Genomic DNA, 12,585 nt, shown 5'->3' on the forward strand with positions numbered 1-12,585 from the left:
GTATTAGCCCACGTGTATGGTCCATTTCCATGGCAAACGAGTGGGCCACTTCCGCGTCCGGGCAGGCCCTCGGCATCGACCTGCACATCGATCCCACCGGCCCGAACGGGCTGCGGCGCGGGCTCACCGACGCGCTGCGCGAGGCCGTACGCGGCGGGCGCCTCGCCCCCGGGACCCGGCTGCCCTCCTCACGCACCCTCGCCGCCGACCTCGGCATCGCCCGCAACACCGTCGCCGACGCCTACGCCGACCTCGTCGCCGAAGGCTGGCTCACCGCGCGGCAGGGGTCCGGCACCCGGGTCGCCGAGCGGCCCGTCGACACGGCGCGGCCCGCGCCCGTTCCGGCCCGCCGCGCCACCGGGCCGCTGGTCCACAACCTCCAGCCCGGCAGCCCCGACCTCGCCTCCTTCCCCCGCGCCGCCTGGCTCAAGGCCGCCCGCCGCGCCCTGACCGCCGCCCCGAACGAAGCCCTCGGCTACGGCGACCCTCGCGGGCGGCCCGAACTGCGCACCGCGCTCGCCGGGTATCTCGCCCGGGCCCGCGGGGTGCACGCGGATCCCGAGCGGATCGTGATCTGCTCCGGGTTCGCGCACGGGCTGATGCTGCTGGGGGACGTGTTGCGCGGGCGGGGGGTCACCGACGTCGCCGTCGAGTCGTACGGGCTGCCTCCGCACTGGGAGATTCTGGGGCGTGCCGGGTTGCGTACGCGGCCGCTGCCGCTCGATGAACTCGGCACCCAGGTAGCAGAGTTGGGGTCGGCCGGGGCCGTGCTGCTCACTCCCGCTCATCAGTTCCCCATGGGGGATCCGCTCCATCCCGACCGGCGGGCCGCCGTCGTCGACTGGGCGCGGCGCACCGGCGGGCTCGTCATCGAGGACGACTACGACGGGGAGTTCCGCTACGACCGGCAGCCCGTCGGCGCGCTCCAGGGGCTCGACCCGCACCGTGTCGTCTATCTCGGCACCACCAGCAAGTCGCTGGCGCCGGGGCTGCGGCTGGGGTGGATGGTGTTGCCGCCCGGGCTCACCGAGGAGGTTGCCGCCGTCAAGGGGGTCAGTGACTGGTCGTGCGGGGTGCTTGATCAGTTGACGCTCGCCGAGTTGCTGAATTCCGGTGCCTACGATCGTCATCTGCGGGCTGCCCGGTTGCGGTACCGGCGGCGTCGGGACCAGCTCGTCGCCGCGCTTGCCGAACGGGCGCCTTCGGTTCGGGTCACCGGGATCGCGGCCGGGCTGCATGCCGTGTTGCCGTTGGCGGCCGGTACCGAGGACTCCGTGGTGCGGGCTGCCGCCTGGCAGGGGCTTGGTGTGGTGGGGCTTTCCAGTTATCGGCATGCCGATGCCGGTGCTGTTGGGGTGGGGGCGCTCGATGCCCTTGTGGTCGGGTACGGGACTCCTCCGGATCATGGGTGGGGTGGGGCGCTGGATGCGCTGTGCCGGGTTCTGCCGTAGGACGCGGTGCGGGCTGATCGCGCAGTTCCCCGCGCCCCTTTTGGGCTGTCGTTCGGCTGACGGCCGGTGGGGGCTGGCCGCGCAGTTCCCCGCGCCCCTTATCGGGTTGTTGTTCGGGTGCGGGCCGGTGGCCGCTTCTCGCGCAGTTCCCCGCGCCCCTGGAGATGCGCACTTCGTGCGCCATCTCCATCACGGGCGCGCCCCCTGCCCCGGGTGGAGACGCGCCCCTGCCCTGGATGGAACCAACGCCCCCTGCCCCAGGCGGAAGCGCCGCCCCCTACCCCGGATGGAGACGCCGCCCCTTGCCCAGGCGGAGGCGCGCGGAGCGCAGCCTCCGAGGGGAGGCGGCGCGAAGCGCCTGCCTCAGGGGCGCGGGGAACTGCGCGAGAAGAGGCCACCGGCCGTTAGACGGAGAACTACCCAGGGGCGCGGGGAACTGCGCGAGAAGCGGTCACCGGCCGTTAGACGGAGAACTGCCCAGGGGCGCGGGGAACTGCGCGGGACGCGGTCACCGGCCGCCAGGCGATGAACTACCCAGGGGCGCGGGGAACTGCGTGAGAAGCGGTCACCGGCCGTCAGGCGGAGAACCACCCAGGGACGCGGGCACCGGGCGTCAGGCGACAACGAATCCAGGGGCGCGGGGAACCGCGCGACCAGCCCCACCCGGCCGCAGGTGAATTACCCGCCCGGCCGAGCCGGAGGCGACGGCGCTTCTCCGAACCGGGCCAGGGCCAGCGCGGCGGCCACGGCCACCCCGAACCCCAGCACCCCGAGCCACCCGAACCCGTCCCGCGTCCGATCGCCCAGCCACACCACACCCACCAGCGCCGGCCCCACGGTCTCCCCGACGACCATCCCGGCCGTGGCCACCGTCACAGACCCCCGCTGCAACGCCGACGTCAGCAACAAGAACGCCGCCCCGCCACCGACCAGCAGCGCATACGTCGCAGGGTTCGACAGCAGCGCCCCCGGCGACACGTCGTCGATCAGGCGGACGCTCACCTCCACCACTCCGAACCCGAACCCCGACCCCAGCCCAAGCGCCAGTGCCCGCCCGCGCCCGGGCAGCCGCCCCGCCACCACCCCGACCCCGAGCACCCCGACGGCCACCCCGAGCATCGCCCACCGCAGCGCGTCCGACCCGGGCCGTGACCCCTCGGCGCCGGAGGCCAGCGCCAGCATCGCGAGCCCGGCGCACACCGCGGCCACGGCACCCCACTCGGCCCCGCTCAACCGCACCCGCAACAGCCGCGCAGCGACCACCGCGGTGACGGCCAGACTCGCGGCCAGCGCCGCCCCCACCGCGTAGATCGGAATGCTCCGCAGCGCCACGACCTGGAAGACGAACCCGATCCCGTCGAGGCCGAGGCCCGCCACGTAGCGCCATTGCCGCAACGCCCGTACCAGCAGAGCCGCGTCGACCCCCGACCCGGTGCCCGGCGGAGCCGCCCGCGCGGCCATGGCCTGGAGGACCGAAGCCGTGCCGAAACAGACGGCCGAAGCCAGAGCGCAGAGCATTCCCAGAGTCACACAGGGAATCTAGGGGTACTCGGGTGCGTGGCCACGGCAGGCGCTCTCTAATCTGAGCCCGGAGAAGTCCAGAGACATCACCACACACGGGGGAACACGCATGACAGACAGCACCGCCCGACGACGCCTGCGCTCCGGCACCGTCGTGCTCGGTGGCGTAGGACTGCTCGCCGCCACCCTCACCGCCTGCGACTCCGACCCGGACAAGCGCTGCGTCGACCGCGACAGCTACACCACCAAAAAGGGCTACAAGGTCGTCGACGACAAGTACTGCAAGAGTGGTTCGTCGGGCGGCAACGCCGGTTGGTACTACGGAGGTTCGAAGAGCGGCAGCCGCGTCAAGAGCGGGTCGTTCAACAAGTCCTCCGGCGGCTCCTCCGGCGGCTCCGGCGTCTCGCGCGGCGGATTCGGCGGCAAGGGCGGATCGGGCGGCTGAGGCGGACATGCGCAGACACGCCATCACCCCGCGTCCCGGCTGGCAGCGGATCGTGGAGGAGCAGGGGCTCATCTACCCGCTGACCCGCTACCCCGACGACTCGCTGCGCCCGTACTGGGACGAGAGCGCCTACTACGAGTTCTCCCTGCCCGAGGTCGAGGCGCTGGAGGAGGTCGTCGAGGAACTGCACGCGATGTGCCTCGCCGCGGCCGGGCACATCGTCGATCGCGACCGCTTCGCCGATCTCGGCATCACCGACCCGCGCGTCGTGCGCGCGGTCACCGAGTCCTGGCGGCGACGCAACGAACTCCCCTCCCTGTACGGGCGGTTCGACCTCCGTTACGACGGCACGGGCCCGGCGAAGCTCCTGGAGTACAACGCCGACACGCCCACCTCCCTCGTCGAGGCGGCGAGCCCCCAGTGGTTCTGGATGGAGGAGCGCTTCCCCGGCGCCGACCAGTGGAACTCCCTCCACGAACGCCTCGTCGACGCCTGGAAGCGCCAGGCGGCCCTGCTGCCGCCCGGCAGCCCCCTGCACTTCGCGCACTCCGCCGCCGACGAACTCGGCGAGGACCTGATGACCGTCGGCTATCTGAAGGAGACCGCGGAACAGGCGGGCCTCGACACCGACTGGATCTCCATGGAGGAGATCGGCTGGGACGACCTCTCGGGCCGCTTCGTCGACAACCGGCTCCGCTTCATCCGCAGTTGCTTCAAGCTGTACCCGTGGGAGTGGCTGACCACGGACGCGTTCGCCGACCACGTCCTGGACACCCTCGACAACGGCGGCGGCACCGGCAGCACCCTGTGGATCGAGCCCGCCTGGAAGATGCTCCTCAGCAACAAGGCACTGCTCGCCGTCCTGTGGGAGCTGTACCCGGACCACCCGAACCTGCTGGCCGCCCACGTCGACGGCCCCCGCGACCTCGCCACCACCACCGGTTACGTCGCCAAGCCGCTGCTGGGGAGGGAGGGCGAGGGCGTCACCCTGCACGAACCGGGTTCCGCTCCCGCCACCCCCGATCCCGAAGAGCCCTGCTGCTACCAGGAGTTGGCGCCCCTGCCCGACTTCGACGGGAACCGCACGGTGCTCGGCGCCTGGGTCGTCGACGGCGAGGCCGCCGGACTCGGCATCCGGGAGTCGGCGGGGCCGGTCACGGACGAGTACGCCCGCTTCCTGCCCCACGTGATCCTGTGACCGCCTGAGGTACTACACCCCCAGCACCGCCCGCAGCTGATCCAGACCCCAGTCCAGATCCTCCTTGCCGATCACCAGCGGCGGCGCGATCCGGATCGTCGACCCGTGGGTGTCCTTCACCAGGACACCCCGGGCCAGCAGCTTCTCGGAGATCTCCCGGCCCGTCCCGTACGCGGGATCGATGTCGACGCCCGCCCAGAGCCCGCGGCCCCGCACCTGCGTCACCTTCCCCGTCCCGGCCAGCGAGGCCAGCTCGGCGTGCAGATGCTCGCCCAGCTCGGTGGCCCGCCGCTGGAACTCCCCGTCGCGCAGCATCGCGATCACTTCGAGCCCCACCGCGCAGGCGAGGGGGTTCCCGCCGAACGTCGACCCGTGCTCGCCCGGCCGGAACACGCCGAGCACCTCGCGGTCGGCGACCACCGCCGACACCGGCACGACACCGCCGCCGAGCGCCTTCCCCAGCACGTACACGTCCGGCACCACGCCCTCGTGCTCGCACGCGAACGTCCGGCCGGTCCGCCCGAGCCCCGACTGGATCTCGTCCGCGACGAACAGGACGTTCCGCTCGCGCGTCAGCTCTCGTACGCCCGCGAGATAGCCGGGCGGCGGCACCAGGACCCCCGCCTCGCCCTGGATGGGTTCGAGCAGCACGGCCACCGTCTCGTCCGTGACCGCGGCCCGCAGCGCGTCGAGATCCCCGTACGGAACGATGTCGAAGCCCGGCGTGTACGGCCCGAAGTCGGCCCGCGCCTCCGGGTCCGTGGAGAAGCTGACGATCGTCGTCGTACGCCCGTGGAAGTTGTCGCTCGCCACCACGATCCGGGCCCGTCCGTCGGGTACGCCCTTGACTCGGTACCCCCACTTCCGGGCGGTCTTCACGGCGGTCTCCACCGCCTCCGCGCCCGTGTTCATCGGCAGCACCATGTCCTTGCCGCACAGCTCGGCGAGCTGCGTGCAGAAGTCGGCGAACCGGTCGTGGTGGAAGGCGCGCGACGTCAGCGTCACCCGCTCCAACTGGGCCTTGGCCGCCTCGATCAGCCGCCGGTTGCCGTGCCCGAAGTTGAGCGCGGAGTAGCCGGCGAGCATGTCCAGATAGCGCCGCCCCTCGACATCCGTCAGCCAGGCGCCGTCGCCCGTGGCGACGACCACCGGCAGCGGATGGTAGTTGTGCGCGCTGTGCGCGTCGGACGCGGCGATGAAGTCCTGCGTGGCGCGGTCGGGAGTCACAGAAGTCACGGGATCTCCGTTCGTACGGCACTCGGCGGGCAGTGCGGGACGGGCTTGTGGCCCGTTCCTATCGTGGCTCGCATGCCGGACGCGGAAACCTCGCCCGACGGCGCGCCCGGTAATGTGAGAAACGAGCCGTGACTGGCGCGCTGGGATGGGACCGACCATCGGGGAGCGGCTCGTGAACTGTGTGCCGTGCGCCTGGGCCGACCGCGAACCGACCGTGTCCGGAGGCAGCCCTTCATGACCACGCCCGACCTCACCCCCGAGTCCACCGCGTACCGCGCCGCTCTCGATGTCGTACGCAGCGTAGAGCCGCGCATCGCCGACGCCATCGGGCAGGAGCTCACCGACCAGCGCGAGATGCTCAAGCTGATCGCGTCCGAGAACTACGCGTCTCCGGCCACGCTCCTGGCCATGGGCAACTGGTTCAGCGACAAGTACGCCGAGGGCACCGTCGGCCGCCGCTTCTACGCCGGCTGCCGCAACGTCGACACCGTCGAGTCGATCGCCGCCGAGCACGCCCGCGAGCTGTTCGGCGCCCGGCACGCCTACGTCCAGCCGCACTCCGGCATCGACGCCAACCTCGTCGCGTTCTGGGCCGTGCTCGCCGACCGCGTCGAGGTGCCGTTCCTCGCCAAGACCGGCGTCCGGCAGATGAACGACCTGAGCGACGCCGACTGGGCCGAGCTGCGCCAGGCCTTCGGCAACCAGCGGATGCTCGGCATGTCGCTCGACGCGGGCGGCCACCTCACGCACGGCTTCCGACCGAACATCTCAGGAAAGATGTTCGACCAGCGTTCGTACGGCACCGACCCCACCACCGGCCTCATCGACTACGAGGCGCTGCGCGCGCAGGCCCGGGAGTTCAAGCCGCTGATCCTCGTCGCCGGGTACTCCGCGTACCCGCGCCTGGTGAACTTCCGGATCATGCGGGAGATCGCCGACGAGGTCGGCGCGACGCTCATGGTCGACATGGCGCACTTCGCCGGTCTCGTCGCGGGCAAGGTGCTCACCGGTGACTTCGACCCGGTCCCGCACGCGCAGATCGTCACGACCACCACCCACAAGTCGCTGCGCGGCCCGCGCGGCGGCATGGTGCTGTGCGACGACTCCCTCAAGGACCAGGTCGACCGCGGCTGCCCGATGGTGCTCGGCGGGCCGCTGCCGCACGTCATGGCCGCCAAGGCCGTCGCCCTCGCCGAGGCGCGGCAGCCCGCCTTCCAGGACTACGCGCAGCGCATCGTCGACAACGCCAAGGCGCTGGCCGAGGGGCTGACCCGGCGCGGCGCCACCCTCGTCACCGGCGGCACCGACAACCACCTCAACCTCATCGACGTGGCCTCCTCCTACGGCCTCACCGGCCGCCAGGCCGAGTCCGCGCTGCTCGACTCCGGCGTCGTCACCAACCGCAACGCCATCCCGGCCGACCCGAACGGCGCCTGGTACACCTCCGGCATCCGCATCGGCACCCCGGCGCTCACCACGCGCGGCCTGGGCACCGCCGAGATGGACGAGATCGCCGCGCTCATCGACCGGGTCCTGACCTCCTCCGAGCCCGGCACCACCAAGTCCGGCGCCCCCTCCAAGGCGAGCCACGTCCTGGAGCCGAAGATCGCCGACGAGGTCGCCCACCGCGCCACCGACCTGCTGGCCGGCTTCCCGCTGTACGGGCAGATCGACCTCGGCTGACACAGCGGCCCGGGCCTGTTTCAGCCGACGAGCTGCTGCCGCGGCTCCCGGGGTTCTCCCGGGGGACGCGGCAGCCGCCCGCGCATCCGCCACACCGCCCAGGCCAGGGCGAGGCCCGCGACGAGCCCGCCCAGCGCCCAGCGGACCTTGTCCCACAGAGGTACGCCGGCGTGCGCGTCGGCCGCCGTCTCCGCCGGGAACACTCCGGCGTGCCGCAGTTCGGCGACGAGGGCGGGGGAGGCGTGGTGCCAGCGCAGATCGTCGTCGTTCACGTCGACCATGGGGTCCGTACGGATCCACGGAGTGCCGTCGTCGGCGACGACCAGCTGGTCCTGGCGCTCGATGGCCGTGTCGGTGCCCGGCGCCCGCCGCGTCTCGGGCCAGCCGCCCACCCCGGTGATGCCCCACACGATCGTCGCCACCACGTGCGGGAAACGGCCGTCGTCCCAGGCCCTCGGCACCGGCTCGGTCACCGCGTCGAACTCCGCGGTCAGCTGCTCCAGGCGGGCGAAGTTCGGGTCCGTGTCGTTCAGGGACACCGAAGGGCCCGCCTTGGCGCCCGGGGCGATCACCACGGCCAGGTCGGGCACGTCCGCCCCGCCCGGCCCCTCCGGTCTCGCCTGCGCCGGCCCGCCGCCCACCAGCACCAGCAGCACGGCCGCCGACGCGGCCCGACGGACCGTCCGTATCGCGCGCATCACTCACCCCCGACACAGCGCCCGGCGTGATCCGGGTCACGGGAACACCGTAGTGGCAGACCTGACGTGCACCTGTCCCCATTCCATGAGGGACACCTGAGACAATGGGGCCATGGCCACTGATCGTCCTCGCGTGCTTTCCGGAATCCAGCCCACCGCAGGCTCGTTCCACCTCGGCAACTACCTCGGCGCGGTCCGCCAGTGGGTCGCGCTCCAGGAGTCCCACGACGCCTTCTACATGGTGGTGGACCTGCACGCGATCACCATCCCGCAGGACCCGGAGGTGCTCCGGCAGAACACCCGGCTCGCCGCCGCGCAGCTGCTGGCCGCGGGGCTCGACCCGGAGCGGTGCACGCTGTTCGTGCAGAGCCATGTTCCCGAGCACGCGCAGCTCGCCTGGATCATGAACTGCCTCACCGGCTTCGGCGAGGCCAGCCGGATGACGCAGTTCAAGGACAAGTCGGCCAAGCAGGGCGCGGACCGGGCCTCCGTCGGCCTGTTCACGTACCCGATCCTCCAGGTCGCGGACATCCTCCTGTACCAGGCGAACGAGGTCCCGGTCGGTGAGGACCAGCGCCAGCACATCGAGCTGACCCGCGACCTCGCGGAGCGGTTCAACGGGCGGTTCGGCGAGACGTTCACGATCCCCAAGCCGTACATCCTCAAGGAGACGGCGAAGATCTTCGATCTTCAGGACCCGGCGATCAAGATGAGCAAGTCGGCGTCCACGCCGAAGGGTCTGATCAACCTGCTCGACGAGCCGAAGGCCACCGCCAAGAAGGTCAAGAGCGCGGTCACCGACACCGACACGGTCATCCGCTACGACGCCGAGAAGAAGCCGGGCGTCAGCAACCTCCTCACGATCTTCTCCACCCTCACCGGCACCGGTATCCCGGAACTGGAGCAGAAGTACGAGGGCAAGATGTACGGTGCGCTCAAGACGGACCTGGCCGAGGTCATGGTCGATTTCGTGACCCCGTTCCGGACCCGCACCCAGGAGTATCTGGACGACCCGGAGACCCTCGACGCGATCCTGGCCAAGGGGGCGGAGAAGGCGCGGACCGTCGCCGCCGAGACCCTGGCCCAGGCGTACGAGAAGGTCGGCTTCCTGCCCGCCAAGCACTGAGCCCGTACGAGCCCGTACGCCTCGCGCACCAGCCGCAGCACCACTGCCCGCCCGCCCGCCACACGACGACAGGAGTACGACGTGGGGACCGTAACGATCGGTGTCTCGATCGCGGTCCCGGAGCCGCACGGCAGCCTGCTCCAGGAGCGGCGCGCGGGCTTCGGCGACGCGGCGGCGCACGGTATCCCCACGCACATCACGCTGCTCCCGCCGACCGAGGTGGACGGCGGGCAGCTGCCCGCGATCGAGGCGCACCTGGCCGAAGTCGCCTCCGGCGGGCGGCCGTTCGCGATGCGGCTGTCCGGGACCGGGACCTTCCGGCCGCTGTCGCCGGTGGTGTTCGTGCAGGTCGTGGAGGGGGCGGAGGCCTGCGCGTGGCTGCAGAAGCAGGTGCGGGACGCTTCCGGGCCGGTCGCTCGTGAGCTGCAGTTTCCGTACCACCCGCATGTGACCGTGGCGCACGGGATCGCCGAGGAGGCGATGGACCGGGCGTTCGCGGAGCTGGCCGATTACGAGGCGGCGTGGCCGTGCACCGGGTTCGCCCTGTACGAGCAGGGCGCCGACGGCATATGGCGCCGCCTCCGCGACTTCACTTTTCCCGGGCCCACGGTGCCCCCGCAGTCCCCACGCCGGGGCGCCGCAAACGCGGCCCAGCATCCGCCCCGCTAGGGACCTGTTGATCGCGGGCTGCCTCCGCCCCGCCGGGGACACTGTGAGCGCGGGCTGCCTTCCGCCCCGCCAGGGGCGCGGGGAACTGCGCGCTCAGCCCCCACCGGGGCCGCACCCGCGAACGGCGCTGTACTGGCCGCCGATTAGGCGCTGACCCCGCGCCGGGGTGCCGCCTTGCCCACCCTGCCGCCCCAGGCGGCAGATTGCCCAAGGCGGCGGGGCGGGGCTACACCGGGAGGCGGCGGAACAGTGGGCGTGGGATGTGGCGCAGGCCCGCCATCACCACCCGGAGAGCCCCCGGCACCCACACCGTCTCCGAGCGCCGCCGAAGCCCCAGCTCAATGGCGGAGGCCACCGCGTCCGGCGTCGTCGCGAGCGGCGCCTCGGCGAGCCCGGCCGTCATCTTCGAGCGCACGAACCCGGGCCGCACGACCATGACATGCACCCCGGTGCCGTGCAGCGCGTCCCCCAGCCCCTGCGCGAACGCGTCGAGCCCCGCCTTGCTCGACCCGTAGATGAAGTTGGAGCGCCGGGCCCGCTCGCCCGCGACCGACGACAGGACCACCAGCGAGCCGTGTCCCTGGGACTGCAGCGCCCGGGCGCAGACGAGCCCGGCCGAGACGGCGCCCGTGTAGTTGGTCTGCGCGACGCGTACGGCGGCCAGCGGATCGCCCTCGTCCCGGGCCTGGTCGCCGAGGACGCCGAAGGCGAGCAGCACCATGTCGATGTCGCCCTCGGTGAACACCTTGCCCAGCGCCTCCTCGTGGGCCTCGGAGTCCAGCGCGTCGAAGGCGACGGTGCGCACGTCGGCGCCGGTCCCGCGCAGCGAGGCGGCGGCCTCGTCGAGCGCCGGTGAGGGACGGCCCGCGAGCCACACGGTGCGGGTGCGCCGGGTGATCAGGCGGCGGGCCGTCGCGAGCCCGATCTCGGACGTGCCGCCGAGGACGAGCAGGGACTGGGGGATGCCGAAGGCGTCCTTCATGAGAGGCGAACTCCTGTGCGGGTCGGGGGAGTCAGAGTCGGGGGAGTCAGAGGGAGAGGCGGCGCGACAGGTCCGAGCGGAACACGCCGGCCGGGTCGAGCCGCGCCCGCAGCGAGCGGAAGTCGGCGAGCCGCGGGTACATCGCGTCGAGCAGTTCGGGGCGCAGCCGGGAGTCCTTGGCGAGGTAGACGCGGCCGTCCGCGGCGGCGACCTCGTCGTCGAGCTCGTCGAGGAAGGTGCCGAGGCCCGGCAGGTTCGCGGGGATGTCGAGCGCGAGGGTCCAGCCCGGCATCGGGAAGGACAGCCAGCCCGGGTCGCTCTCGCCGAACCGCTTGAGGACGGCGAGGAAGGACGGGCAGCGCCGCTCGGAGACCCGCCGCACGACGTGGCGCAGGGCCTCCTCCTTCCCGTGCCCGACGACGAACTGGTACTGCACGAAGCCGCCGCGCCCGTAGACCCGGTTCCAGTGCGGTACGCCGTCGAGGGGGTGGAAGAAGGTGGCGAGCTTCTGGATCTCGCCGGTGCGCAGTCTGGGCGCCTTGCGGTACCAGAGTTCGTTGAAGAGGCCGACCGTGGTGCGGCCCAGCAGGCCCTCGGGGACGAGTGCGGGAGGCGCGGGCAGCCGGCCGGGGCGGAAGGCCAGCGGGGCGCGGCGGGCGCGGGCGGGCAGGGCGTCCAGCGGGGCGTGGTCGCCGCGGGTGAGGACGGAGCGGCCCATGGCGGCGCCGCGCGCGAGCAGGTCGATCCAGGCGACCGAGTAGCGGTAGCGGTGGTCGGTGGCGGTCAGCCGGGCCATCAGGTCGTCGAGATCGCTGGCGCGTTCGGTGTCGACGGTCATCAGGGAGGTCTCGACGCGCTGGAGCCGGACGGTCGCCGTCAGGATGACGCCGGTCAGGCCCATGCCGCCGGCGGTGGCGTCGAACAGTTCGGTGCCGCGCTCCACGACCCGCACCTCGCCGTCGGCGGTGAGGAGTTCGAGGGCCTCGACGTGCCGCGAGAAGGAGCCGCTGACGTGGTGGTTCTTGCCGTGGATGTCGGCGCCGATCGCGCCGCCGACGGTCACGTAGCGGGTGCCGGGGGTGACGGGCACGAACCAGCCGAGCGGCAGCAGGACCTCCATCAGGCGGTGCAGGGAGACGCCCGCGTCGCACAGGACGGTGCCGCCGGCGGCGTCGATGGCGTGGATCCGGTCCAGGCCGGTCATGTCGAGGACGGCGCCGCCCGCGTTCTGCGCCGCGTCGCCGTAGGCGCGCCCGAGGCCCCGGGCGATGCCGCCGCGCCGGCCGGTGACGGCGCACTCCCGGACGGCGGCGACCGTCTCCGCGTAGCTGCGCGGGCGCACCAGGTGCGCGGAGGTGGGGGCGGTACGGCCCCAGCCGGTGACCGGCACGGTGTCGTACCCGGTGCTCGTGGGGGCGGTGGTGGAAGGGGCAGGGGCTGCAGCCATGAAAGCGACCGTATCGTCCGCTCAAGCCCGCTTTGCACCGAATCTCATATTCCCTCACCGAAATGGGTGATTAAGGGGGTGTCGACCGAAATGGCCCGGTCTGCGGGGCGGTCGGCCTCCACAGTGAGC

Annotated in this window: 11 protein-coding genes and 1 riboswitch; of the genes, 6 read left to right on the forward strand and 5 right to left on the reverse strand. The window is 72.2% G+C overall.

The annotated features are described in order from the left end of the window. Positions 1–29: 29 nt before the first annotated feature. Positions 30–1,451 carry a PLP-dependent aminotransferase family protein gene (locus ACFVDP_RS11660; protein WP_383487015.1) on the forward strand — a complete coding sequence of 474 codons (1,422 nt, stop codon included), beginning with the start codon at positions 30–32 and terminating at the stop codon, positions 1,449–1,451. A 678-nt stretch (positions 1,452–2,129) separates the two neighbouring features. Here the strand turns inward: ACFVDP_RS11660 and ACFVDP_RS11665 are convergent. After that, on the reverse strand, positions 2,130–2,969 hold the full coding sequence (locus ACFVDP_RS11665) for a hypothetical protein (protein WP_383487348.1): 840 nt from the start codon (positions 2,967–2,969) through the stop codon (positions 2,130–2,132). A gap of 112 nt (positions 2,970–3,081) precedes the next feature. Between ACFVDP_RS11665 and ACFVDP_RS11670 the strand changes: the two genes are divergently transcribed. Both ACFVDP_RS11670 and ACFVDP_RS11675 read left to right on the forward strand, forming a co-directional pair. After that, positions 3,082–3,417 carry a hypothetical protein gene (locus ACFVDP_RS11670; RefSeq protein ID WP_383487017.1) on the forward strand — a complete coding sequence of 112 codons (336 nt, stop codon included), beginning with the start codon at positions 3,082–3,084 and terminating at the stop codon, positions 3,415–3,417. A gap of 7 nt (positions 3,418–3,424) precedes the next feature. Then, positions 3,425–4,615 carry a glutathionylspermidine synthase family protein gene (locus tag ACFVDP_RS11675; RefSeq protein WP_383487020.1) on the forward strand — a complete coding sequence of 397 codons (1,191 nt, stop codon included), beginning with the start codon at positions 3,425–3,427 and terminating at the stop codon, positions 4,613–4,615. Between the two features lie 12 nt (positions 4,616–4,627). On the opposite strand, the gene rocD is transcribed toward ACFVDP_RS11675, so the two are convergent. After that, positions 4,628–5,842, reverse strand: a complete 1,215-nt coding sequence (rocD, locus tag ACFVDP_RS11680) for an ornithine--oxo-acid transaminase (protein WP_383487351.1) — start codon at positions 5,840–5,842, stop codon at positions 4,628–4,630. A gap of 127 nt (positions 5,843–5,969) precedes the next feature. After that, a riboswitch (ZMP/ZTP riboswitch) is annotated at positions 5,970–6,056 on the forward strand. A gap of 29 nt (positions 6,057–6,085) precedes the next feature. On the opposite strand from rocD, the gene ACFVDP_RS11685 reads away from it, so the two are divergent. Beyond that, the gene (locus tag ACFVDP_RS11685) at positions 6,086–7,534 is read left to right on the forward strand and encodes a glycine hydroxymethyltransferase (RefSeq protein WP_383487023.1); all 1,449 of its coding nucleotides are present in this window, start codon (positions 6,086–6,088) and stop codon (positions 7,532–7,534) included. A gap of 20 nt (positions 7,535–7,554) precedes the next feature. Here the strand turns inward: ACFVDP_RS11685 and ACFVDP_RS11690 are convergent, their stop codons facing one another. Further along, positions 7,555–8,232, reverse strand: a complete 678-nt coding sequence (locus ACFVDP_RS11690; protein WP_383487026.1) for a hypothetical protein — start codon at positions 8,230–8,232, stop codon at positions 7,555–7,557. A 112-nt stretch (positions 8,233–8,344) separates the two neighbouring features. On the opposite strand from ACFVDP_RS11690, the gene trpS reads away from it, so the two are divergent. Together trpS and ACFVDP_RS11700 are read left to right on the forward strand one after the other, a co-directional pair. Then, positions 8,345–9,358, forward strand: a complete 1,014-nt coding sequence (trpS, locus tag ACFVDP_RS11695; protein WP_383487029.1) for a tryptophan--tRNA ligase — start codon at positions 8,345–8,347, stop codon at positions 9,356–9,358. 81 nt (positions 9,359–9,439) lie between these two features. Continuing rightward, a complete protein-coding gene (locus ACFVDP_RS11700; protein WP_383487032.1) occupies positions 9,440–10,027 on the forward strand; it encodes a 2'-5' RNA ligase family protein in 588 nt (195 codons plus the stop codon). A gap of 226 nt (positions 10,028–10,253) precedes the next feature. On the opposite strand, the gene ACFVDP_RS11705 is transcribed toward ACFVDP_RS11700, so the two are convergent. Both ACFVDP_RS11705 and ACFVDP_RS11710 read right to left on the reverse strand, forming a co-directional pair. Further along, a complete protein-coding gene (locus ACFVDP_RS11705) occupies positions 10,254–11,009 on the reverse strand; it encodes a decaprenylphospho-beta-D-erythro-pentofuranosid-2-ulose 2-reductase (RefSeq protein WP_383487035.1) in 756 nt (251 codons plus the stop codon). Positions 11,010–11,055: 46 nt separating this feature from the next. After that, positions 11,056–12,456: an FAD-binding protein gene (locus ACFVDP_RS11710; protein WP_383487038.1), complete on the reverse strand. Its 1,401-nt coding sequence runs from the start codon at positions 12,454–12,456 to the stop codon at positions 11,056–11,058. Between the last annotated feature and the right edge of the window lie 129 nt (positions 12,457–12,585).

The sequence above is a fragment of the Streptomyces sp. NPDC057694 genome (assembly GCF_042799415.1).
Taxonomy (GTDB): domain Bacteria; phylum Actinomycetota; class Actinomycetes; order Streptomycetales; family Streptomycetaceae; genus Streptomyces.

Excerpts from the sequence above, each read along its gene's own strand:
- ACFVDP_RS11660 (WP_383487015.1), top strand. The coding sequence starts at position 30 with ATGGCAAACGAGTGGGCCACTTCCGCGTCCGGGCAGGCCCTCGGCATC.
- ACFVDP_RS11665 (WP_383487348.1), bottom strand. The coding sequence starts at position 2,969 with ATGCTCTGCGCTCTGGCTTCGGCCGTCTGTTTCGGCACGGCTTCGGTC.
- ACFVDP_RS11670 (WP_383487017.1), top strand. The coding sequence starts at position 3,082 with ATGACAGACAGCACCGCCCGACGACGCCTGCGCTCCGGCACCGTCGTG.
- ACFVDP_RS11675 (WP_383487020.1), top strand. The coding sequence starts at position 3,425 with ATGCGCAGACACGCCATCACCCCGCGTCCCGGCTGGCAGCGGATCGTG.
- ACFVDP_RS11685 (WP_383487023.1), top strand. The coding sequence starts at position 6,086 with ATGACCACGCCCGACCTCACCCCCGAGTCCACCGCGTACCGCGCCGCT.
- ACFVDP_RS11690 (WP_383487026.1), bottom strand. The coding sequence starts at position 8,232 with ATGCGCGCGATACGGACGGTCCGTCGGGCCGCGTCGGCGGCCGTGCTG.
- trpS (WP_383487029.1), top strand. The coding sequence starts at position 8,345 with ATGGCCACTGATCGTCCTCGCGTGCTTTCCGGAATCCAGCCCACCGCA.
- ACFVDP_RS11705 (WP_383487035.1), bottom strand. The coding sequence starts at position 11,009 with ATGAAGGACGCCTTCGGCATCCCCCAGTCCCTGCTCGTCCTCGGCGGC.
- ACFVDP_RS11710 (WP_383487038.1), bottom strand. The coding sequence starts at position 12,456 with ATGGCTGCAGCCCCTGCCCCTTCCACCACCGCCCCCACGAGCACCGGG.